At 74.8% G+C, this 21,179-nt stretch carries 20 protein-coding genes and 1 pseudogene; 9 read left to right on the top strand and 12 right to left on the bottom strand.

What is annotated here, in order from left to right; translation table 11 throughout:
- Nucleotides 1-18: 18 nt before the first annotated feature.
- Genes GA0074696_RS25475 through rimP form a run of 3 tightly spaced genes read right to left on the bottom strand, consistent with a single transcriptional unit; the run spans nucleotide 19 to nucleotide 2,115 of the window.
- Nucleotides 19-351 (bottom strand): YlxR family protein, encoded by a 333-nt coding sequence (locus GA0074696_RS25475; protein WP_088963420.1) that lies wholly within the window; start codon nucleotides 349-351, stop codon nucleotides 19-21.
- A 16-nt stretch (nucleotides 352-367) separates the two neighbouring features.
- Nucleotides 368-1,411 (bottom strand): transcription termination factor NusA, encoded by a 1,044-nt coding sequence (gene nusA / locus GA0074696_RS25480; RefSeq protein WP_088963421.1) that lies wholly within the window; start codon nucleotides 1,409-1,411, stop codon nucleotides 368-370.
- On the bottom strand, nucleotides 1,408-2,115 hold the full coding sequence (gene rimP, locus GA0074696_RS25485) for a ribosome maturation factor RimP (RefSeq protein WP_088963422.1): 708 nt from the start codon (nucleotides 2,113-2,115) through the stop codon (nucleotides 1,408-1,410). Before rimP ends, nusA begins: the two co-directional genes overlap by 4 nt.
- Before the next feature lie 230 nt (nucleotides 2,116-2,345).
- Here rimP and GA0074696_RS25490 point away from each other — a divergent pair, with 230 nt between their 5' ends.
- The 7 genes from GA0074696_RS25490 (at nucleotide 2,346) to GA0074696_RS25520 (ending at nucleotide 8,753) form a co-directional block, all read left to right on the top strand.
- The gene (locus GA0074696_RS25490; protein WP_172894435.1) at nucleotides 2,346-2,795 is read left to right on the top strand and encodes a hypothetical protein; all 450 of its coding nucleotides are present in this window, start codon (nucleotides 2,346-2,348) and stop codon (nucleotides 2,793-2,795) included.
- Nucleotides 2,792-3,241, top strand: coding sequence for a ferritin-like domain-containing protein (locus GA0074696_RS25495; protein WP_088963423.1), 450 nt, complete (start codon nucleotides 2,792-2,794; stop codon nucleotides 3,239-3,241). Before GA0074696_RS25490 ends, GA0074696_RS25495 begins: the two co-directional genes overlap by 4 nt.
- Before the next feature lie 58 nt (nucleotides 3,242-3,299).
- Entirely contained in the window at nucleotides 3,300-3,884 is a 585-nt protein-coding gene (locus GA0074696_RS25500; protein ID WP_088963424.1) for a PadR family transcriptional regulator, read from the top strand.
- 31 nt (nucleotides 3,885-3,915) lie between these two features.
- Complete coding sequence (locus GA0074696_RS25505) at nucleotides 3,916-4,650, top strand: ABC transporter ATP-binding protein (protein WP_088963425.1); 735 nt, start codon at nucleotides 3,916-3,918, stop codon at nucleotides 4,648-4,650.
- Nucleotides 4,647-7,394: an FtsX-like permease family protein gene (locus GA0074696_RS25510; protein ID WP_231925152.1), complete on the top strand. Its 2,748-nt coding sequence runs from the start codon at nucleotides 4,647-4,649 to the stop codon at nucleotides 7,392-7,394. The genes GA0074696_RS25505 and GA0074696_RS25510 overlap by 4 nt, the downstream gene beginning before the upstream one ends.
- A 41-nt stretch (nucleotides 7,395-7,435) precedes the next feature.
- Nucleotides 7,436-7,927, top strand: a complete 492-nt coding sequence (locus tag GA0074696_RS25515) for a nitroreductase/quinone reductase family protein (protein ID WP_088964813.1) — start codon at nucleotides 7,436-7,438, stop codon at nucleotides 7,925-7,927.
- Nucleotides 7,928-8,015: 88 nt separating this feature from the next.
- Nucleotides 8,016-8,753, top strand: coding sequence for a nucleotidyltransferase domain-containing protein (locus tag GA0074696_RS25520; RefSeq protein ID WP_231925153.1), 738 nt, complete (start codon nucleotides 8,016-8,018; stop codon nucleotides 8,751-8,753).
- A 142-nt stretch (nucleotides 8,754-8,895) separates the two neighbouring features.
- Here the strand turns inward: GA0074696_RS25520 and GA0074696_RS25525 are convergent, their stop codons facing one another.
- Nucleotides 8,896-9,612: a VIT1/CCC1 transporter family protein gene (locus tag GA0074696_RS25525; RefSeq protein ID WP_088963426.1), complete on the bottom strand. Its 717-nt coding sequence runs from the start codon at nucleotides 9,610-9,612 to the stop codon at nucleotides 8,896-8,898.
- Entirely contained in the window at nucleotides 9,609-10,466 is an 858-nt protein-coding gene (gene map, locus GA0074696_RS25530; RefSeq protein WP_088963427.1) for a type I methionyl aminopeptidase, read from the bottom strand. The genes GA0074696_RS25525 and map overlap by 4 nt, the downstream gene beginning before the upstream one ends.
- 95 nt (nucleotides 10,467-10,561) lie before the next feature.
- On the opposite strand from map, the gene GA0074696_RS25535 reads away from it, so the two are divergent.
- The gene (locus GA0074696_RS25535; RefSeq protein WP_172894437.1) at nucleotides 10,562-10,876 is read left to right on the top strand and encodes an STAS domain-containing protein; all 315 of its coding nucleotides are present in this window, start codon (nucleotides 10,562-10,564) and stop codon (nucleotides 10,874-10,876) included.
- Nucleotides 10,877-10,903: 27 nt separating this feature from the next.
- Here the strand turns inward: GA0074696_RS25535 and GA0074696_RS25540 are convergent, their stop codons facing one another.
- The 7 genes and pseudogenes from GA0074696_RS25540 to GA0074696_RS25565 all read right to left on the bottom strand — a co-directional run bounded on the left by GA0074696_RS25540 (nucleotide 10,904) and on the right by GA0074696_RS25565 (nucleotide 19,759).
- Nucleotides 10,904-14,572 carry a SpoIIE family protein phosphatase gene (locus GA0074696_RS25540; RefSeq protein WP_088963429.1) on the bottom strand — a complete coding sequence of 1,223 codons (3,669 nt, stop codon included), beginning with the start codon at nucleotides 14,570-14,572 and terminating at the stop codon, nucleotides 10,904-10,906.
- A gap of 188 nt (nucleotides 14,573-14,760) precedes the next feature.
- Complete coding sequence (locus GA0074696_RS25545) at nucleotides 14,761-15,312, bottom strand: pyridoxamine 5'-phosphate oxidase family protein (protein ID WP_088963430.1); 552 nt, start codon at nucleotides 15,310-15,312, stop codon at nucleotides 14,761-14,763.
- 48 nt (nucleotides 15,313-15,360) lie between these two features.
- Nucleotides 15,361-15,903, bottom strand: coding sequence for a gamma-glutamyl-gamma-aminobutyrate hydrolase family protein (locus GA0074696_RS25550; RefSeq protein ID WP_407940513.1), 543 nt, complete (start codon nucleotides 15,901-15,903; stop codon nucleotides 15,361-15,363).
- 62 nt (nucleotides 15,904-15,965) lie between these two features.
- Nucleotides 15,966-16,052: pseudogene (locus GA0074696_RS32685) on the bottom strand (gamma-glutamyl-gamma-aminobutyrate hydrolase family protein); the annotation flags it as partial.
- A gap of 114 nt (nucleotides 16,053-16,166) precedes the next feature.
- Entirely contained in the window at nucleotides 16,167-16,934 is a 768-nt protein-coding gene (locus tag GA0074696_RS25555) for a 3-oxoacyl-ACP reductase (protein ID WP_088964815.1), read from the bottom strand.
- Nucleotides 16,935-16,939: 5 nt separating this feature from the next.
- On the bottom strand, nucleotides 16,940-18,286 hold the full coding sequence (locus GA0074696_RS25560) for an aldehyde dehydrogenase family protein (protein ID WP_231925488.1): 1,347 nt from the start codon (nucleotides 18,284-18,286) through the stop codon (nucleotides 16,940-16,942).
- 108 nt (nucleotides 18,287-18,394) lie between these two features.
- Complete coding sequence (locus GA0074696_RS25565; RefSeq protein WP_088963431.1) at nucleotides 18,395-19,759, bottom strand: glutamine synthetase family protein; 1,365 nt, start codon at nucleotides 19,757-19,759, stop codon at nucleotides 18,395-18,397.
- Nucleotides 19,760-20,040: 281 nt separating this feature from the next.
- On the opposite strand from GA0074696_RS25565, the gene GA0074696_RS25570 reads away from it, so the two are divergent.
- Nucleotides 20,041-21,165 carry a PQQ-dependent sugar dehydrogenase gene (locus GA0074696_RS25570; RefSeq protein ID WP_088963432.1) on the top strand — a complete coding sequence of 375 codons (1,125 nt, stop codon included), beginning with the start codon at nucleotides 20,041-20,043 and terminating at the stop codon, nucleotides 21,163-21,165.
- Nucleotides 21,166-21,179 lie beyond the last annotated feature (14 nt).

Here is a 21,179-nt window from a genome sequence, read left to right on the forward strand (position 1 = left end):
AGGGACTTCATCGTGTGCTCATGTCGGTCGTCCTACCCTGCTAGCGACCCTCGCCCGGTCGGGTTGACCGGACGTAGTGGTTGGCGCATCGACGTGCTCCGCCAGCTCGCCGTGGTCGAGGACCCCGGTGATGCGCAGCGCACGCCCGAAGGCGCGCCGCCGCACCGCCTGCGCGAAGCAGGCCGGATCCGGGTGCATGTGCGCTCCCCGACCCGGCAGCCTGCGGGCCGGATCGGGCCGGAGGCTGTGACCAGCCTCGTCGCCGACCGCGACGATCCGCAGCAATTCGCTGGCCGGCGCGCGTCTCCGGCAACCCACACAGGTGCGCTCCGGCTGCGCGCGTCGTACCACTGGAGGAAGTCTACCCCTAGCTGCTCGAGATCGCGCCGCCCGGCTCCGGCACCTGATCGGCTCCGCCCCGTCCCGCCCCGCTGGTCTGCTCCGCGTCCGACCGGATGTCGATCCGCCAACCGGTCAGTCGGGCGGCAAGCCGGGCGTTCTGCCCCTCGCGCCCGATCGCCAGCGAGAGCTGGAAGTCCGGCACGGTGACCCGGGCCGTCCGGCTGGCCAGGTCGACCACCTCGACCCGCAGCGCCTTGGCCGGCGACAGCGCGTTGCCGACGAAGGTCGCCGGGTCGTCCGACCAGTCGATGATGTCGATCTTCTCACCGTGCAGCTCGCTCATCACCGCGCGGACCCGCTGGCCCATCGGGCCGATGCAGGCACCCTTGGCGTTCACGCCCTGGGTGGTGGAGCGCACCGCGATCTTCGTACGGTGACCTGCCTCACGCGCGATCGCGCCGATCTCCACCGTGCCGTCGGCGATCTCCGGCACCTCCAGCGCGAAGAGCTTCTTGACCAGCGCGGGGTGCGAGCGGGAGAGGGTGATCTGCGGGCCGCGCATCCCCTTGGCCACGTGCACCACCACGCAGCGGACCCGCTCGCCGTGGACGTACCGCTCGCCGGGCACCTGCTCGGACTGCGGCAGGACGCCCTCCAGCTTGCCCAGGTCGACGCTGACGATGCCCTTCTCGACCCGCGCCTCGTGCGCCTGCACCACCCCGGTGACCAGGTCACCCTCGCGGCCGACGTACTCGCCGAAGTGCACCTCGTCGGTGGCCTCCCGCAGCCGCTGGAGGATCACCTGCTTGGCGGTCATGGCGGCGATCCGCCCGAAGTCGTGCGGGGTGTCGTCCCACTCCCGCACCACGGTGCCGTCGGAGTCGACCTCCTGGGCGTAGACCAGGGCGGCCCCGGTCTTGCGGTCGATCTCCACCCGGGCGTGCGGCTCGGCCCCGTCGGTGTGCCGGTAGGCGGTCAGCAGCGCGGTCTCGATCGCCGCGAGGATCGTGTCGAACGGGATCTCCCGCTCGCGCTCGAGTGCGCGCAGCGCCGCGAGGTCGATGTTCACCTCTCCTCGTCCTCCACATCATCTTCGTCGTCGATGTCGTCAATGTCGTCAATGTCGTCGGTGTCGTCGCCGGCCTCGTCGATCTCGTCGAAGCGGCTGAACTCGACCTGCACCCGGCCGGGGCCGAGCTCGGCGTACGGGTGCTCGGCGCGGCCGGAGTCGGTCTCCAGCACCACGCGCTCGTCGTCGGCCGCCACCACCCGGCCGGTGACCTGACGGTCCCCGGCGGGCTGCTCGCCGCGCGGCCCGGGCAGGCCCGCGCCGGCCCGGGTGGTCACCTTGACCAGCCGGCCCACGTTGCGCCGCCAGTGCCGGGGCAGGGTGAGCGGCCGGTCCACGCCGGGTGAGCTGACCTCCAGCTGGTACTCGCCCGCCACGAGGTCGCCGCCGGCCTCCTCAGCCGCGTCCAGCGCCGCCGAGACCGCCCGGGAGACGTCCGCGACGGCGTCCAGGTTGATCCCGCCGTCGGCGTCCACGATCACGCGTACGACGTGCCGCCGGCCGGCCCGGGACACCGACAGGTCCTCCAGGTCGTACCCGGCGCCCTGCACGACGGGCTCGATCACCTCGCGCAGCCGGTTGCGCCGGGCGGCGAGGTCACCGCCCCGGGGTGCGCCCGCACGGTCCCCGCCCCGGGGGCCGTCGGCACGACGGGGTCGCCCCGTCGGGCCCGTCGGCCTGGTGGCACGGCCACGCTGCGTCATCTGGCGCACCCTTCTCCTGTTGTGCGGCGGCCCGGTGGCCCGCATGCCCACACGCCACCGGGGCGAACGCGCCGGTGGCTGCGCAGAGCGTAACGCGCCGGTCGGGTGCCGGGCCGGGCGGCGCACCGACGCCGGTCGCCCACCTGACGGCGGAGATGGTGTTGACTTGTCCGGTGGCGACAGGAAGAACGACTACGCAGCGCGGTGGACCGGGGCAAACCCGGCGGGCGGTGCTGCGCGCGGGAGCACTCCTGGCGGCGGGCGGCGCGACCCTGCCGCTGACTGGCTGTGATCTTTTCGACCGGAACGAACCGCCCCCGCCGCCCGACCCGCTGGAGCCGCTGGCCGCCGAGTCCCGCGAGCTGGCCGCCCGGCACCGGGCCGCCGTCGCGGCCGATCCGACGCTGGCCGACCGGCTCACCCCGATCGCCGACGCGCACGCCGCGCACGCCGAGGAGATCCAGCGGCTGATCGGGCGCCCCGCACCCGCCGGCTCCCCCACCGCCGGCGCCACCGGACCGGCGACCGACCGGGACGGACTGCTCGCCGGCCTGCGGGCGGCGGAACAGCGCGGCCGGGAGTCGGCCGCGAAGGCGTGCGGGGCGGCCCCGGCCGAGCGGGCCGCCGTGCTCGGCTCGATCGCCGCCGCCCGGGCCACCCACGTGGAGGTGCTGCGGTGACCCGGCGACAGGCACCCACCGACCCGGCCCAGGCGCTGGCGGACGCGCTGGCCGCCGAGTACGCGGCGATCTTCGCGTACGGCCCGATCGGGGTACGGCTCACCGACGCCGCCCGCCGCGACGCCCGGGCGGCCGAGGCGGCGCACCGGGCCCGGCGCGACGCGCTGGTGCTTCAGCTCAGCGCCGGGGGCGGCCAGGTCCCGGCGGACCGGGCCGGCTACGCGCTGCCGTTCCCCGTCACCGACCGGGCGGCCGCCCTGCGGCTGGCGGTGGAGATCGAGGAGCGGACGGCGGCGTTCTGGCGTGCGGCGCTGCCGGTGACCACCGGCGCGGACCGCACCCGGGCGTTGAACGCGCTGACCGACTGCGCCGTGCGCGCCACCCGGTGGCGGCGGACCGCCGGGCTTTCGCCGGTCACCGTGGCGTTCCCCGGCCGGCCCACCTGAGCGTGCCGACCCGCGCTCCGGTTGCGGAGCGCATACCAGGTATGCATACTCCGTTTCCATGTCCATCCGTCACGGCCTGCTCGCCCTGCTCGAGCGTGGCCAGATGTACGGCTACCAGCTGCGCGCCGCGTTCGAGGAGTCGACCGGCTCGACCTGGCCGCTGAACATCGGGCAGGTCTACACCACCCTCAACCGGCTGGAACGCGACGGCCTGGTCCGTTCGCTGCCCGAGCACGAGGGCGGGCAGCGGCCGTACGAGATCACCGACGCCGGGCGGGCGGACCTGGCGCTCTGGTTCGCCACCCCGATCAGCCGCGCCGACCGGCCCCGGGACGAACTCTCCATCAAGCTGGCCCTGGCGCTGACCACCCCCGGCGTCGACGTCCGGTCGGTGGTGCAGACGCAGCGCAGCGCGACCATGCGCACCTTGCAGGAGTTGACCCGGTTGAAGTTCGCCAGCGACCGGCCGGAGGACCTGCCCTGGCGGCTGGTGCTGGACGCGATGGTGTTCCAGGCCGAGGCGGAGATCCGCTGGCTGGACCACTGCGAGACGAGCCTGGTCCGGTACCGCCCGGCCCCGCCCCCGGGCCCCGCCGGGCGGCCCGGGGCGGTGTGGCACGCCGACGAGGAGGCCCGCCGGTGAGCGACGGCGACCGCGAGCGGGCGGGCGTGCGGTGAGCGCCACCGGCGGCCCGGTGCTCGAGCTGCGGGAGGTGCACCGTACCCACGGCGGGGGCGCGGCCGCCGTGCACGCGCTGCGCGGGGTGAGCCTCACCGTCGAGCCGGGCGAGCTGGTCGCCGTGATGGGCCCCTCCGGCTCCGGCAAGTCGACCCTGCTGACCCTGGCCGGCGGGCTGGACAGTCCCACCGCCGGTGAGGTGCGGGTCGAGGGCCAGTCGCTCGGCGCGCTGGACCGCCGCGAGCTGGCCCGGCTGCGCCGCCGCCGGATCGGGTACGTCTTCCAGGACCTGAACCTGCTCGGCAGCCTCACCGCGGCGGAGAACGTGGCGCTCCCCCTCGAACTCGACGGCGTCGGCGTCCGGCCGGCGCGCCGGGCGGCGCTGGCCGCGCTGGACGAGGTGGGGCTGACCGGGCTCGGCGGGCGCTTCCCCGACCAGATGTCCGGCGGCCAGCAGCAGCGGGTGGCGATCGCCCGGGCGCTGGTGGGTGAGCGCCGGCTGGTGCTGGCCGACGAGCCGACCGGGGCGCTGGACTCGCAGACCGGGGAGGCGGTGCTGCACCTGCTGCGCCGCCGGGTCGACGCGGGGGCGGCCGGCGTGCTGGTCACCCACGAGGCGCGGCACGCCGGCTGGGCCGACCGGGTGGTCTTCCTCCGCGACGGGGTGATGGTCGACTCGACCGCGCCGCTGGGCGGTGTCGAGCAACTGCTCTCCGGCAGCGGTCGGTGAGGCGTTCTCCGGTGCGGCGCGGCAACGGGCGCTTCGCCGGGGCGGTCGGGTCGTGGCGGGCCGCGCTGCGGATCGCCCGCCGGGAGGCGCGCCGGGCGCGCGGGCGTACCGCCCTGGTGCTGGCGATGATCACGCTGCCGGTGCTGGCGCTGACCTTCGTCGCGGTCAGCTACGACATGTCCGCGCTCACCCGGGGTGAACGCGCCGCGCAGCGGCTCGGCGCCGCCGACGCCGAGCTGCGCTGGATCGCCGACACCGCGGTGGCGCAGGACCCGTGGGGCGACAGCGCCTTCCCGGTCGGGGACGACGCGCCGCGCAACCGCCCGGTCACCGCCGAGGAGGTCGGCGCGCTGCTGCCGGCCGGCAGCCGGGTCGCCCGGGTGCGCTGGTGGGTGCCGTTCGAGGTACGCATCGACGACGACCTCGTGGCTTTCAACGGCCGGTCGCTCGACCTGGCCGACCCGCTCGCCCGGTCGACGGCCCGGCTGCGGGCCGGCCGGACGCCCACCGGCCCCGACGAGATCGCGGTCAGCGCCCGGGCGTTGCGCCGCCTCGGCGCCGAGGTGGGCGAGCGGGTGACGCTGGCCGACGGCTCCCGGAGCTACGCCGTGGTCGGCGTGGTGGAGTTTCCCGACGACCTGACCGAGGTGGTCGCGCTGCACCCGGCGGCGGCGCCCCTGCCGGACAGCGCGGCGGAGGAGAGCTGGCTGGTCGACCTGCCGGGACCGGTGGACGAGACGCTGACCGACCGGCTCAACGCGCACGGCATCACGATCAGCGCGCGGACACCGGTCCCCGGCGTGGCCGTCGTCGAGACCGACCTGACCCGTACGCCGGTTCCGGGCGACGCCGAGGAGACCGGCACGCTGGTCCTGGTCGGCGGGCTCGGCCTGCTGGAGGTCGTGCTGATGGTCGGGCCGGCCTTCGCGGTCGGCGTCCGCCGACGGCGCCGGGACCTCGCCCTGGTGGCGGTGGTCGGCGGCGACGCGGCCCACCTGCGCCGGATCGTGCTCGCCGACGGGGTGGTGCTGGGCGCCGGCGGTGCGGCGCTCGGGCTCGCGCTCGGCATCGCCGCCGCGTTCGCCGGTCGGCCGCTGGTCGAGCAGTACCTCTTCGGTGCCCGCGGCGGCGGCTACCGGGTCTTCCCGGCGGCGCTGGCCCTGATCGCGGCGGTGGCCGTGCTGGCCGGGGTGCTGGCCGCGCTCGCCCCGGCCTGGGCCGCGGCCCGGCAGGACGTGGTGGCGGGCCTGGCCGGCCGCCGCACCGTTGCGCCGCACCGCCGCCGCTGGCTCGTGCTCGGCGCGGCGCTGACCGTCGTCGGGTCCGCGATCGCCGCGTTCGGAGCGCAGCGCAGCGGACCGACGGTGATCCTCGCCGGGCTGACCCTCGGCGAGCTGGGGTTGGTCTTCGCCACTCCCACGCTGATCGGGCTGCTCGCCCGGGCCGGCCGGGCGCTGCCACTGGCGCCGCGGATCGCGCTGCGCGACGCCAGCCGCAACCGCTCCTCGGCGGGCCCGGCCATCTCCGCGGTGATGGCCGCGGTTGCCGGCAGCGTCGCCCTCGGCGGCTACGTCGCCAGCGACGACGCCCGCAGCCGCGCCGACTGGCAGCCCGGTATCCCGCCCGGTCACGTGCTGCTGCTGCTGCGGTCCCCGCCGGCGAACGGGGCGGGCCTGCCGCCGGTGCCCGCCGTCGCCGACCGGGTGCGGGCCGTGCTCCCCGCCGGCTCGGTCGGCCCGGTCGACGTGCCGATCTGCGCGGTGCCCCGCAAGCCCGACGACTACTGCAACGTCACCCCGATGCTGCCGCCCGAGCAGGTCTGCCCGTTCGAGGCGGAGGTGTTCCGGTCGGCCGCCGTTCGGCAGCGCGCCCTGGCGGACCCGCGCTGCCGGCGGCCGACGCCGAGCCCTGAGGGGATGTACCTGCCGGTGCTGGTGGACGACGGGGCCGTGCTGCCGGCGCTCACCGACGCCCCGCCGGACGAGGTGGCGCGGGCGACAGCCGTGCTGCGGGCCGGCGGAGTGGTGGTGACCGATCCGCGCTACCTGGTCGACGGGACGGTGGCGGTCACGGCCGACCGGGCGTCCCAGGATCCCGGTCCGCCGGCGAGCACCACCGTGGCCGCCCCCGGGTACGTGCTGCGCGGTGGCCTGCCGGTCGACCGGCTGGTGCTCTCCGCCCCGACGGCGACGAGGCTCGGCCTGGCCGCCCAACACCTCGGCTACGCGGTGCAGACCGACGGCACGCCGAGCGCCGCCCAGCAGCGGCGTCTCGCCGCCGAGCTGCGGTCGCTGGTCCCGGTGCTGGTCGAGGTGGAGTCGGGGCCGCCGGCGTCGGACCAGCGACCGCTGCTGCTCCTGCTGGCGCTCGGCGCCGGCGTGATCACCCTGGGCGCGGCCGGCACGGCCACCGGGCTCGCCGCGGCGGAGGGCCGCCGGGACCTGTCCACGCTCGCCGCCGTCGGCGCCAGCCCGGGGGTACGCCGGGTGCTCTCCCTCTGCCAGGCCGGAGTGATCGCCGGCCTCGGCTCGGTGCTGGGCATCGTGGCCGGCCTCGGCTCGGCGGTGATCATCCTGACCTCGATCAACCGCCAGTACGCCGAGGCCTGGCCGGTGGAGACCCCGTACCCGGTGGTGGTGCCCTGGCCGACCCTCGGGGTGCTGGTGGTGGTGCCGCTGGTGGCGATGCTCGGCGCGGGCCTGTTCACCCGGTCCCGGCTGGCGGTGGAGCGGCGGCTGGACTAGCGGGGGTGTCGTCGGGCCCGCCGAACCGGCAGACTGGCGGCGTGTCCGTCCTGGGAACCCTCACGCGTCGACTCGGTCACCACGCGTGGTTCGGCGCCACCATGCGCCTGCTCGTCCCCGCCGACCGCGCGGTCGGACGGCTCACCCGCGGCCGGGTGGTCGCGCTCGGGCTGATCCCCTCGCTGGTCATCACCACCACCGGCCGCCGCTCCGGCCAGCCCCGCAGCAACCCCCTGCTGTACGTGCCGGACGGCGACGCGTACGTGGTGATCGGGTCGAACTGGGGGCAGCAGCACCAGCCGGGCTGGGCGATGAACCTGCTCGCCGACCCGAACGCCGAGGTGGACGTGAAGGGACGCCGGATCGCGGTCCGCGCCGAGGTGGCCACCGGCGCCGAGCGGGAGCGGCTGTGGCGGCTGCTGGTCACCGAGTGGCCGGCGTACCGGACGTACGTCGAGCGGGCCGGCGGCCGGGAGATCCAGATCTTCCGGCTGGTGCCGACCGGCGGACCGGTCGGCGACGCGCCGGACTGACCCGGGCGCGGCGGCCCGGCGCGGCGGCCGGCGCTGGCTAGGGTGCGGTGTACCGACGGTGCGCGGACCGTGACGGAGGTGGTACCCGGTGGGCGTCAGCAGCACCGAGATCGGCACCGAGGAGCACCTCGACGATCCACGGTGGCGGGTCGCCGAGCGGGTGGCCGAGGCGGCCCGGCGGCGGTTCCCGGCGGACATCCTGGCGGTGGCGGTGCACGGCCCGCTGGCGCACGGCGACGACGACGGCGGTGGGGACCGCGAGGTCGGCCTGCTGCTGGCCACCTACCGGGCCGCAGTCGGCCCGGAGCCGTCGACCCGGCGGGTGGACGGCGTGCTGGTCGACCTCACCGTGGCCGGCGCGGAGGAGTACCTGCGGCAGGCCCGGGCACTGACCGCGCTCTGGCCATTGACCGCCGACCGGTACGTCACCACCACCGCCCTGTACGACCCGACCGGCTGGCTGCGCACCCTGCGCGACGAGCACCTGGGCCGGTTGGCCCGGGCCCGCCCGGCGGAGTTCAGCACCGCCGCCCGGCAGGCCTGGTACCGGGGCTGCGCGGCGCACGCCCGGGCGGCCCGGCTCGCCGAGTGGTACGAGACCGACCAGGCGCTGCTGATGCTCGGCGAGGCGCGGCTCGCGGCGGCCACGGTGACCGGGCTGCTCACCCGCACCTACTTCCGCGATCCCGGCGACGCGGTCCGGCGTACCGGGCTGGCCGGCGTCGACATGACCGAGGTGGGCGCGGTGCTGCGCCGGCAGGCCGACGAACTGGCCGCCCGCGGCCGCCCCGTCGACGGCACCGTCGACGACCTCCTCACCCCCTGACCACCCCCCACCCCACCCGTGCGCCCTCTTTCAGAGAAAGAGTGGCTATTCCGCGTCGGATAGCCACTCTTTCTCTGAAAGTGCGCGCTCGGAGGGGGTGTGAGGGGGTGTGAGGGGGTGTGAGGGGTGCGGGGGGAGGGGGTCAGCCGAGGCCGCCTTGGATGCCGATGAGGGCGCCGACGAGGTAGGTGGCGGCGGCGGCGGCGGTGCCGAGCAGGAGTTGGCGCAGGCCGCTGGTCCACCAGGGGCGGTTGGTGAACCGGGCGACGATCGCCCCGGCCACGAAGAGCCCCACCGCGCCGACGCCGAGGGCCAGCCAGAGGCTGGTGTAACCGAGCAGGTAGGTCAGCAGCGGCACCAGCGCCCCGACCGAGAAGCAGAGGAACGACGAGGTCGCCGCCGACCAGGGGCTGGGCTGCTCGTCGGGGTCGACGCCCAACTCCTCCCGGACGTGCACCCGCAGCGCCTCCTCCGGATTGCGCCGGACCGCCTCGGCGACCTGGGTGGCGAGGTCGCGGGGCAGGCCCCGGGCGACCCACGCGTCGGCCAGCTCGCGGGCCTCCGCCTCGGGGTGCCGCTCCAGCTCGCGTCGTTCCTTGGCCACCTCGGCGGCGACCTGCTCGTTGGCCGAGCGGACGCTGGTGTACTCCCCCAGCCCCATCGAGATGGCGCCGGCGACCAGGCCGGCGGTGCCGGTGAGCACGATGCTGCGTGGGGAGACGCCACCGCCGCCGACGCCCGCGATCAGGGCGATGTTGGTGACCAGCCCGTCCATCGCGCCGAAGACGGCCGGCCGCAGCCAGCCGCCGGACACGTCCGCGTGGTGCGCCTCGCGCAGCGCGGCCGGGGTCTCGGTCACGGCAGGGTCAGGATCTCGTAACCGTCGTCGGTGACGACGATGGTGTGCTCGAACTGTGCCGTCCACCTGCGGTCCTTGGTGACCACCGTCCAGCCGTCGTCCCACATGTCGTACTGGTAGGTGCCGAGGGTGATCATCGGCTCGACGGTGAAGGTCATCCCCGGCTCCATGATGTCGGTCGGGCGCGGGCTGTCGTAGTGCGGCACGTAGAGGCCGCTGTGGAAGGCCTCGCCGATGCCGTGACCGGTGAAGTCCCGCACCACGCCGTAGCCGAACCGCTTGGCGTACGACTCGATGACCCGGCCGATCACGTTGATCTGGCGGCCCGGCTTGACCGCCTTGATGCCGCGCATCATCGCCTCGTGGGTGCGCTCGACCAGCAGCCGGGCCTCCTCGCCGACCTCCCCGACGCAGAACGTCGCATCGGTGTCGCCGTGCACCCCGTCGAGGTACGCCGTGACGTCGACGTTGATGATGTCGCCGTCCTGGAGCACGGTCGAGTCGGGGATGCCGTGGCAGATCACCTCGTTGAGGCTGGTGCAGCAGGACTTCGGGAAGCCCTTGTAGCCCAGGGTCGACGGGTACGCGCCGTGGTCGACGAGGAACTCGTGCACCACCCGGTCGATCTCGTCGGTGGTCACCCCCGGCTTGCAGTGCTCACCGGCGAGCTGGGTCGCCTGGGCGGCGAGCCGACCGGCGACCCGCATCTTCTCGATGGTCTCCGGGGTCTGCACGTGCGAGCCACGCCACTCCTGCGGACGCTTCTTGCCCACGTACTCCGGACGGACGATGTGGCCAGGAACCGCTCGCCACGGGGAGAGCGTGCCTGGGGTCAGCGGCGCACGGACGGTCATGGCGACAGCCTATCGCCGAGCCCCGCGGTGACCCCCGCCACGGCCGGGCCGCGACGGTTGTTGCCGTGCGCATACGGCTGTGCCATTGTGGCTGCGTGGATCAAGGAGGAGCACCTCCCGTCTTCTCCGTGAGCGCGGAGCTCGACGGAGACCACCTCCACGTCCTGGTGACCGGCGAGGTCGACATGGCGACCGCCGACACCATGCTCCAGACCGCCCTGCGCGAACCCGCCGCGGGGGTCACGCTGGACCTGCGGGCCGTGACGTTCTTCGACTCGGCCGCCATCCACGCCGTCGTCCGGCTCGCCCAGCGCGTCCCCGGCCGGCTGGCCGTGCTGCCGTCCCGGCAGGTCGCCCGGGTGCTGGAGATCTCCGGCCTCGGCGAGCAGGACTGGTTGCGCCGGGAGTGACCGGCGCCGGGTGCCCGGGGGCCGGGCTCAGTCCCGCAGCCGCCGGGTCAGTCGCACTTCCGTCCCGTCCGCCCCCCGGCTGACCGTCAGCTCGCCCAGCGCCTGGATCAGCGCCAGCCCCCGGCCGCGAAAGCCCGCCCCGGTCGACTCGCGCCACTGGCCGCTGTCGCGCACCGTCGCCATCACCGTCCGGTCGGCGATGGTCACCTCGACGCTGATCGTCGGGTCGGTGGGCGCGACCGGGTGCTCGATCGCATTCGCGGCGGCCTCGGAGACCGCCACGGTCAGGTCGAACAGGTCGGTCTCGCCGACCCGGTGGGCGACCAGGAAGTCCTCCAGCCGCTTGCGCAGCACGCTGAGCCGGGTCGGATCGGCCGGCAGCCGCAGCGCGAACCGGTTGAGCTCGACGGCCTGCAGCGCCAGCACCGCGACGTCGTCGTGCCGGGTCCGCTCGGCGACCCGCTCCACCACGGCGTCGATGAGGTCGGCGACGTGCTCGCCGCGCCCGGCGGCGTCCCGGCGGAGCTGGGCCAACGCCTCGTCGATGCCCACCTGCCGGTCCTCGACCAGCCCGTCGGTGTAGAGGAGCAGCCGACCGCCGGGGGCCAGTTCGCCCTCGACGGTGCGGTACGTGGTGCCGGCGATGGCGCCGATGGGCGGGCCGAGCGCCGCCTCGTGCAGGAACGCCACGTCGTCTCCTCGGATCAGCAGGGGGGACGGATGGCCGGCGCTGGCGTACCGCAGCCGGCCGGTGCGCGGAGAGAACCAGAGGCACACCACGGTGGCGAAGGACTGGCGCTCGGTCGAGCCGACCAGCCGGTTCAGCCGGGTCAGCGACTCCCCCGGGTCGTAGCCCTCCAGCAGGTACGCCCGCAGCCCGTTGCGCAGCTGGCCCATCGCGGCGGCGGCCTGGACACCCTTGCCGACCACGTCACCGATGACCAGCACGACCTCGTCGTCGGCGACCCCGATCACGTCGTACCAGTCGCCACCGACCTCCACGTCGGCGCTGCCGGGCAGGTAGCGGCTGGCCACCACCGCGCCGGGCAGCTGGGGCAGCGTCCGGGGCAGCAGGCTGTGCTGGAGGGTGGTGGCGATGCGGTGCTCGGCCTCGTAGAGCTGGGCGTTCTCCAGGCGTACCCCGACCAGGCGGGCCAGTTCGGTGAGCGCGGCCTGCTCGGTGCCGTTGCCCTCGTGATGCCACACCCGCAGCTCGCCGAGCTGCGCGCCGGCGGTGCCGGTCAGCGGCAGCACGTGCGACGGCTCGGCCGGGACGGTCCCGCCGGCGTCGACCTCGTGGCGGGCGCCGGCGGTGGTGACGAGCACCCGGGCCGCCTCGGCGAGGCTGAGCGCGTGCCGGGCGGCGACCTGCACCACCTCGGCGGTGGACCGGGCCGTGTTGACCGCCACCGCCGCGTCGGCCAGCGCCCGGAGCCGGCGGATGATCTCACCGCGCAGCTGGCCCAGCTCGACGTTGGCCCGGACCCGGGCGATCAGCTCCTGCCCGGAGAAGGGCTTGGTCAGGTAGTCGTCGGCGCCGACGGACAACCCGGCGACCGCCTCGGCGGAGCCGGCCCGGGCGGAGAGCAGCACGATCGGCACGTGCCGGGTCCGCGGGTTCGCCCGCAGCGCGGTGACCAGGCCGAAGCCGTCCAGCCGGGGCATCATCACGTCGGTCAGCACCAGGTCGAAGGAGCTTTCCACCGCCTGTTCGAGCGCCGCCACGCCGTCGGGCACCGCCACCACCTCGTACGCCGCGCCGAGCAGCCGGGTGACGTGTTCGCGCAGGTCGGCGTTGTCGTCGGCGAGCAGGATCCGGCCGGTCCCCGCGGTCACCGCCCGGTCGTCCGGCTTCGCCGGTTGCGCGATGTCGCCGCCGTCGCCCCAGATCGCGGTCTCCGCGACGTAGAGCCGGGCCTGCTGCGGCTCGGCCAGCGGGGCCGGCGCGCCGCTGGCGACCCGGTCGGCGGGCAGGTGCGCGGAGCCGAACGGGACCGTCACGGTGAAAGTGCTGCCCTCGTCCACCCGGCTGCTCGCCACCACCCGGCCGCCGTGCATCTCGACCAGCTCGCGGACCAGCGCCAGGCCGATCCCGGTGCCCTCGTGGGTACGCGAGCGCACGCCGGGCACCCGGTGGAAGCGCTCGAAGACGTGCGGCAGCTCCTCGGGCACGATGCCGACGCCGGTGTCACTGACCTCCAGCCGGGCGACGCCGTCGACCGCCCGGATCCGCACCCGGATCTCGCCGTCGAAGGTGAACTTCAGCGCGTTCGACACCAGGTTGAGGACGATCTTCTCCCACATGTCCCGGTCGACGAAGATCGGCCCGGGCAGCGGCGGGCAGTCGACCACCAGGCTCAGCCCGGCCCGCGCGGCGGCCGAGCGGAAGGTGCTCACCAGCCGGGAGGTGTAGTCGGCCAGGTCGGTCGGCTGGTAGTGGGCGGCCAGCCGGCCGGACTCCAGCCGGGAGAAGTCGAGCACCGTGTTGACCAGCTTGAGCAGGCGCAGCGCGTTGCGGTGCATCATCGTCAGCCGGTCGTTGTACGCCGGGGACAGCGCCGGATCGGCGAGCAGCTCCTCCAGCGGCCCGAGGACCAGGGTCAGCGGAGTGCGGAACTCGTGGCTGACGTTGGCGAAGAAGTTGGTCTTGGCGCGGTCGAGCGCGGCCAGTTCGGCGGCGCGGGCCCGCTCCTGGGCGTACGCCCGCTGCTGCCCGACGGCCCGGGAGATCTGCGCGGCGACCAGGTCGAATAAGTTGCGGTACTCGTCGCCGAGCAACAGCCGCCGGGAGACGCCGACGACCAGCACCCCGGCCCGCTCGTTGGTGGCGGTCAGCGGCAGCACCAGGGCCCGGTCGGCGGCCTCCGGCGGCACCGTGCCGAACAGGTCGGCCACCTCGATCTCGGCGGCGACGCCCTCCTCGGCGACCCGGAGCAGCGTGGGGGGCGCCTCGGCGGGGACGCTCCCGGGGCCGGTGCCGCTGCACCCGGCGAGAGTGAGCTGACCGGTGTCGTCGTAGAGCCGGACGCGGGCGAAGGGGATGTCGGAGCGGTACCGGTCGAGCACCTCGGCGGCGATCCGGCCCACCTCCGCCACGGCGCGCGCCTCGCCGAGCCGGGAGCCCAGCTCGGCCAGCACCCGGAGCCGGCGCTCGCCGAGCACCCGGCCGGTGGTCTCGTTCACGAAGCAGAAGACGCCGTTGACCCGCCCGTCGGCCGCCCGGATCGGGTCGTACGAGACGTCGAAGTAGACCTCCTCGACGAAGCCCTGCCGGTCGATGACGAAGGGGTGGTCCGCACCGTGGTACGGCTCGCCGGTGCGTAGCACGCCGTCCAGCACCGGGCCGAGCACGTCCCAGGTCTCGCTCCAGTGCTCGCGGGCCGGCTGGCCGATGACGGCCGGGTGCTTGGTGCCGATGGTGGGCAGGTAGGCGTCGTTGTAGAAGGTCCGGTGGTCCGCGCCCCAGAACATCGCGATCTGGGCGCGGGAGGCGAGCATCATGCTGACCGCGTGGCGCAGCGCCGCGGGCCAGGTGTCGGGGGTGCCGAGCGGGGTGCGGGACCAGTCGTACCCGGCCAGCCTCCGGCCCATCTCCCCACCGGCCGCGAACGCCTCGGCGAGCTGCGGAGGGAGTGAGCCGTCGCCGGACCGACCCGACGAGTTCCGCTCGCCCTCGCCCACCTGGGCCGAGCTCATGCACCCTCCCGCTCCGGCCGTGCCCCGCGACGCCTCGGCGTTCACCGGCCGTGCCCCGCCTTCTACCCAGACGGGTCAGCAACGTAACGCATCGGTCCCAACCGACGCTGGTTACCTGGGTCTCATCCTGCCGTCACCGGCGGCGGACCGCTCGCCCGGAGCGGGCCCGTCCGGCCCGGGGCGGCGGGTCAGAAGACCGGCAGGCCGTCGATGCTGGCGGCGTTCTTCCTGCTCCGGTAGGCCGCCAGGTCCTCCTCGGTGCGGCGGGAACCCCACTCGATCAACAGGTCGCGTTCGCCGCGGTAGTCCATCAGCGGCACCGCGTAGCCGCAGGAGTCGCTGACCCGGTCGACGGCGACCGTCACCACGCTGCGGACCGCGTGCGGGTCGGGCGGGTCCGGGAAGCCGGCGAGCAGCGCCGCGAAGCCCGGGTCGGTGAGCGGGGTGGCGACACCCCGGCCGTGCAACCGGACGATCTTGGGCGGGCCGGTGAACGCGCAGAACATGATGGTGACCCGCCCGTTCTCCCGCAGGTGGGCCAGGGTCTCCGCGCCGCTGCCGTGGTAGTCCAGCCAGGCCACGGTCAGCGGGTCGACGACGAGGAAGGTGCCGCGCATCCCCTTGGGCGAGACGTTGACGTGCCCGTCCGGCCCGGACGGGGCGGAGGCCACGAAGAACACCCCCTGCGCCTCGATGAAGTCCCGCAGCCGCCCGCCGATCTCCGGATACACCTTTCCCATGCCGGCCATCCTCGCACCCGTCGCCGAAGAGTGGGACGACCGTTCCCGTCAACTGGGACGGGCGGCCCGGACCAGGGCGGTGACCGGGCGCGGGTCGGCCTCGTTCTCGGGATGCCACTGCACCCCGAGCAGGAAGCGTCGGCGCGGATCCTCGACCGCCTCGACGACCCCGTCGTCCGCCCAGCCGGTGGCGACCAGCCGCCCCGGGTCGGCGACGCCCTGGTGGTGGTAGGAGTTGACCCGGTCCACCCCGGCCATCACCGCCCCGGCCAGGCTGCCCGGCGCGAACCGGACCGGATGCGCGCCGTACCGACCCGGGGCCGGGCGGTGCCGGTCGTGGCCGACCACGTCCGGCAGGTGCTGGTGCAGCGCCCCGCCGTGGGCGACCACCAACAGCTGCAGGCCCCGACAGATCCCCAGCACCGGCAGGTCGGCGGCGAGGGCACCGGCGAGCAGCGCCAGCTCGCCGGCGTCCCGGTCCGGCCGGGGCTCGGTACGCGGGTCGGGCGGCTGGTCGTACCGCTCCGGGGCGACGTCGGCGCCGCCGGCCAGGACCAGCCCGTCGAGCACCCGGACCACGTCGGCGTCCACGTCGTCCGGGGCAGCACCACGGCGCGGCCGCCGGCCGCGCTGACCGCCCGGACGTACGCCTGCGGCACCAGGGTCGCCGGCACGTCCCGCCACACCGCCCACGCGGCGGGCTCCACGTACGCGCTGATCCCGATCAGCGGGCGGCTCACCGGGCCGGCACCGTTCGCGACTGCCGGGCTCGCAAACCCGGCTCACTCCTCGCGCTCACAGGGCCACCTCCGTTCACGACTGCGGGGCTCGCAAACCCGGCTCACTCCTCGCGCTCACAGGGGGGTGACGTACGCGCCGGTGATGCCGCCGTCCACCACGAACTGCGCGGCGGTCATGAACGACGCGTCGTCGCTGGCCAGGAAGGCGACCGCGGCGGCGATCTCCTCCGGGGCGCCGAACCGCCCCATCGGCACGTGCACCAGCCGGCGGGCGGCCCGCTCCGGGTCGGCGGCGAAGAGCTCCAGCAGCAGCGGGGTGGCGACCGGGCCGGGGCAGAGCGCGTTGACCCGGATCCCCTCCCGGGCGAACTGCACGCCCAACTCCCGGGTCATCGCCAGCACCCCGCCCTTGCTCGCGGTGTACGCGATCTGCGAGGTGGCCGCCCCCATCAGCGCGACGAAGGAGGCGGTGTTGATGATCGAACCCTTGCCCTGCCGGCGCATGTGCGGGATGACGTACTTGCAGCAGAGGTAGACGCTGGTGGTGTTGACCCGCAGCACCCGCTCCCAGGCGTCCAGGCCGGTCTCCAGGATGGAGTCGTCGTCGGGCGGGGAGATGCCCGCGTTGTTGAACGCCACGTCGACCCGGCCGTGCCGCTGCGCCACGCCGTCGAAGAGTTCCCGGACGGACGCCTCGTCGGCCACGTCGCAGGCGACGAACTCGCCGCCGACCTCGTCGGCCGCCCGCTTGCCGGCCTCGGCGTCGATGTCGACGCAGACCACCCGCGCGCCCTCGACGGCGAAGCGGCGCACAGTGGCCAGCCCGATCCCGCTGCCCGCCCCGGTCACCACGGCCACCCGGTCCTGAAGTCGTCCCTGCACGCTGGTCACTCCTCTGTGCTGATGAACACGTTCTTGACGTCGGTGAAGGCGTGCAGCGCGTCCGGGCCCAGCTCACGGCCGAGGCCGGAGCGCTTCATCCCGCCGAACGGGGTCCAGTACCGCACCGAGGAGTGCGAGTTGACGCTCAGGTTGCCCGACTCGACGGCGCGGGCCACCCGCAGCGCCCGGCCGACGTCCCGGGTCCAGACCGACCCGGACAGGCCGTACTCGGTGTCGTTGGCCAGCCGCACGGCGTCGGCCTCGTCGTCGAACGGGAGCACCGACACCACCGGCCCGAAGACCTCCTCCCGCCAGTGCCGGTCGGCCGGCGACTCGGCGAGCAGCACCGTCGGGGCATGCCAGTAGCCGGGGCCGTCGGGGCACGAGCCGGTGAAGGCGACCTTCGCGCCGTCGACGTACCCGGCGACCCGGTCCCGGTGCGCGGCCGAGATCAGCGGCCCCATCTCGGTGCTCTCGGCGGCCGGGTCGGCCACCCGGAAGGCGCGCACGGCCGGCTCGAGGAGTTCGAGGAAACGGTCGTACACGCTGCGCTGGACCAGGATCCGGGAGCGGGCGCAGCAGTCCTGGCCGGCGTTGTCGAAGACCGCGTACGGCGCGGTGGCCGCCGCCTTCGCCAGGTCCGCGTCGGCGAAGACCAGGTTGGCGCTCTTGCCGCCCAGCTCCAGCGTCACCCGCTTCACCTGCTCGGCGCAGCCGGCCATGATCCGGGTGCCGACCTCGGTGGAGCCGGTGAAGCAGACCTTGCGGACGGCCGGGTGGGTGACGAATCGCTCCCCCACCACGCCGCCCTGCCCCGGCAGGACGGTGAACACCCCCTCCGGCAGGCCCGCCTCGACCGCCAGCACGCCGAGCCGCAGCGCGGTCAACGGGGTCAGCTCGGCGGGCTTGAGCACCACCGTGTTGCCGGCGGCGAGCGCCGGGGCGAAGCCCCAGCCGGCGATCGGCATCGGGAAGTTCCACGGCACGATCACCCCGACCACGCCGAGCGGTTCGTGGAAGGTGACGTCCAGCCCGCCCGGCACCGGGATCTGCCGGCCGGTCAACCGCTCCGGGGCGCCGGCGTAGTAGTCGAGCACGTCCCGGACGTTGCCCGCCTCCCAGCGGGCGTTGCCGATGGTGTGCCCGGCGTTGTGCACCTCCAGCCGGGCCAGCTCCTCCAGGTGCGCGTCCACCACGGCGGCGAACCGGCGCAGCAGCCGCGCCCGGTCGCCCGGCGCCACGCCCCGCCACCGCTCGTACGCCCGCGCGGCCCGCGCGATCGCCGCGTCCACCTCCGCCGGCGAGCTGGCCGGCACCTTTCGCAGGATCTCCCCGGTCGCCGGGTTCCGCACGTCGGTCACCCGTCCCACCCTGCCCTCTCCACGGTGTCCGCGCAGCTGTCGTCCCGGCGCGTCGCGCCCGTCCCGCGCCGGCCCGACGGGCGGCCGAGGCGGGCGGCCTCAGAGTCGTTCGAAGCCACGGACGAGTTCCCAGTCCGTCACGGCGGCGTCGAAGGCGGCCAGTTCGACCTTCGCCTGGTTGGCGTAGTGGGCCACCACCTCGTCGCCGAAGGCGTCCTTCGCCACGGCGGAGGACTCCCACCGGGTGAGGGCGTCGCGGAGGGTGGCGGGGACCCGCTCGGCGGCCGGGTCGTCGTACGCGTTGCCGCGGCACTCCTCGCCCAGCTCCAGCTCCCGTTCGATGCCGTGCACCGCCCCGGCCACCAGGGCGGCGATCGCCAGGTACGGGTTGACGTCCGCGCCGGGTACCCGGTTCTCCACCCGCATCCCCTGCCCGTGCCCCACCAGGCGCAGCGCGCAGGTGCGGTTGTCGGTGCCCCAGCGCAGCGCGGTCGGGGCGAACGAGCCGGGCTGGTAGCGCTTGTAGGAGTTGACGTTCGGGGCGAAGAAGAGGCTCAGCTCGCGCATGGTGTCGAGCAGCCCGGCCAGCACCCGCTGCCCGGTCACCGACAGGTGGGCGGGCCCGTCACCGAGCATCGCCGAGCGGCCGTCGACGTCGCGCAGCGAGAAGTGGATGTGGCAGGAGTTGCCCTCGCGGGCGTTCGGCTTGGCCATGAAGGTGATCGACATGCCCTCCTGGGCGGCGATCTCCTTGGCCCCGTTCTTGTAGATGACGTGGTGGTCGGCGCAGGCCACGGCCTCGTCGTACCGGAAGGCGATCTCGTGCTGGCCGAGGTTGCACTCGCCCTTGGCGCTCTCCGGGGTCAGCCCCGCGCCGGCCATCTCGGTGCGGATGCGGCGCAGCAGCGGCTCGACCCGGGCGGTGCCGAGCAGGGAGTAGTCCACGTTGTACTGGTTGGCCGGGGTCAGCTCGCGGTAGCCGCGCCGCCAGGCGTCCTCGTACGAGTCGCGGAAGAGCACGAACTCCAGCTCGGTGCCGGCGTACGCGGTCAGCCCGTGCGCGGCCAGCCGGTCGAGCTGGCGGCGCAGGATCTGCCGGGGCGAGGCGACCACCGGCCCGCCGCCGTCCAACCACTCCAGATCGGCCAGCAGCATCGCCGTGCCCGGCTGCCAGGGCACCCGGCGCAGGGTGGCCAGGTCCGGCCGCATGGCGAAGTCGCCGTAGCCGCGTTCCCAGCTCGACATGGCGTACCCGTCGACGGTGTTCATGTCGACGTCGACCGCGAGCAGGTAGTTGCAGCCCTCGCTGCCGTGCCGGACCACCTCGTCCAGGAAGAACGGGGCGTGGAACCGCTTGCCCTGCAATCGGCCCTGCATGTCGGTCAGGGCCAGCACCACCGTGTCGATCTCGCCGCCCCGGATGGCGACCCGCAGTTCTTCGAGCGTGAGCGGAGCTTTCCTCATCGGCGAGCCTCCATCACCAAGGTCTACCGGCCTAGCGGATCACCGTCAATGCCCCGGGCCGGCCCCCCGGCAAACCAGGTCGACCGGCCGGCCTCGTCCCCCGGCGGCCAGGTGCCCGACGCGGTGGCATCGGTGGACACACCTGCTACCCACCCGACGAGGGTGACCCGCAACTATTCCCAGGTCAGGGGCGTTCTGGTCAGCAGCGGGCCTCATCATCCAGGCCCACCGGCAAACCGGCAATGCCCCGGCGCGGTCGGGGACGAAACCGAGGAGTTCAGATGCGTCGGATCGTCGCCGCCGTCGCCGCCGTGCTCGCCGTCGGGCTGGGCACCACGGACGCCCGGGCGGATCGGCAGCCGCCGGTCGGGACCGGACGGCCGCCGGTCCCGGCCGGCTTCGATTTCACGAACCCGCAGGTGGTCGCCGACGGCCTGGAGGCGCCCTGGGGGCTCGACTTCCTGCCCGACGGCAGCGCGCTGGTGGCCCAGCGCAACCTGGGCACCGTCGTGCGGGTCCGGCCCGGTGCCCCGCCACGTCAGGTCGCCCGGATCCCCGGCGTGGTCGCCGGTGGGGAGGCGGGCCTGCTCGGGCTGGCCGTCTCCCCCACGTTCCGGCGGGACCGGCTGGTCTACGTCTGCTACACCACCGCCTCCGACATCCGGATCGCGCGGTTCCGGCTCCACGCGCCACAGTCCCTCCAGGTGATCCTCAGCGGTATCAGCCGGGCGGCCGCCCATGACGGCGGCCGGATCGCGTTCGGCCCCGACGGCATGCTCTACGCCGGCATCGGTGACGCCGTCGTCCCCGCCAACGCGCAGAACCTGGCCAGCCGGAACGGCAAGATCCTGCGGATGCGGCCGGACGGCGGGGTGCCGGCCGACAACCCGTTCCCCGGTTCGCTGGTCTACAGCTACGGTCACCGCAACGTGCAGGGTCTCGCCTGGGACCGGCGGGGGCGGCTGTTCGCCACCGAGTTCGGCCAGAGCACCTGGGACGAGGTGAACCGGATCGTGCCGGGCGGCAACTACGGCTGGCCGGTCGTCGAGGGCAGCAGCGGCGATCCCCGGTTCCGCGACCCGGTCGTCGTCTGGTCACCCGCGGAGGCGTCACCGAGTGGGGCGACCTTCGCCGCCGGCACGCTGTTCGTCGCGGCGCTGCGGGGGGCGCGACTCTGGGCCCTACCCGTTGACGCCGCCGGTCAGGTCGGCACGCCGACCGCCGTGTTGCGGGGGACCTACGGCCGCCTGCGTACCGTCGAGGTGGCCCCGGACGGCGCGCTCTGGGTGACCACCAGCAACCGGGACGGCCGGGGCAGCCCGGCGGCGGACGACGACCGCGTCCTCCGCTTCCCGGCCGGGGCGCGGCAGCCGCAACCCCCGGCGCTCCTCGTCGGCGCCGGGTGACCCGGCGCCGACGA

Source organism: Micromonospora purpureochromogenes (assembly GCF_900091515.1).
Classification (GTDB): domain Bacteria; phylum Actinomycetota; class Actinomycetes; order Mycobacteriales; family Micromonosporaceae; genus Micromonospora; species Micromonospora purpureochromogenes.

Coding starts and splice junctions, on each gene's coding strand:
- rimP (WP_088963422.1), bottom strand. CDS start 2,115: ATGACGCAGCGTGGCCGTGCCACCAGGCCGACGGGCCCGACGGGGCGA.
- GA0074696_RS25500 (WP_088963424.1), top strand. CDS start 3,300: ATGTCCATCCGTCACGGCCTGCTCGCCCTGCTCGAGCGTGGCCAGATG.
- map (WP_088963427.1), bottom strand. CDS start 10,466: ATGACCGTCCGTGCGCCGCTGACCCCAGGCACGCTCTCCCCGTGGCGA.
- GA0074696_RS25540 (WP_088963429.1), bottom strand. CDS start 14,572: ATGAGCTCGGCCCAGGTGGGCGAGGGCGAGCGGAACTCGTCGGGTCGG.
- GA0074696_RS25545 (WP_088963430.1), bottom strand. CDS start 15,312: ATGGGAAAGGTGTATCCGGAGATCGGCGGGCGGCTGCGGGACTTCATC.
- GA0074696_RS25565 (WP_088963431.1), bottom strand. CDS start 19,759: ATGAGGAAAGCTCCGCTCACGCTCGAAGAACTGCGGGTCGCCATCCGG.
- GA0074696_RS25570 (WP_088963432.1), top strand. CDS start 20,041: ATGCGTCGGATCGTCGCCGCCGTCGCCGCCGTGCTCGCCGTCGGGCTG.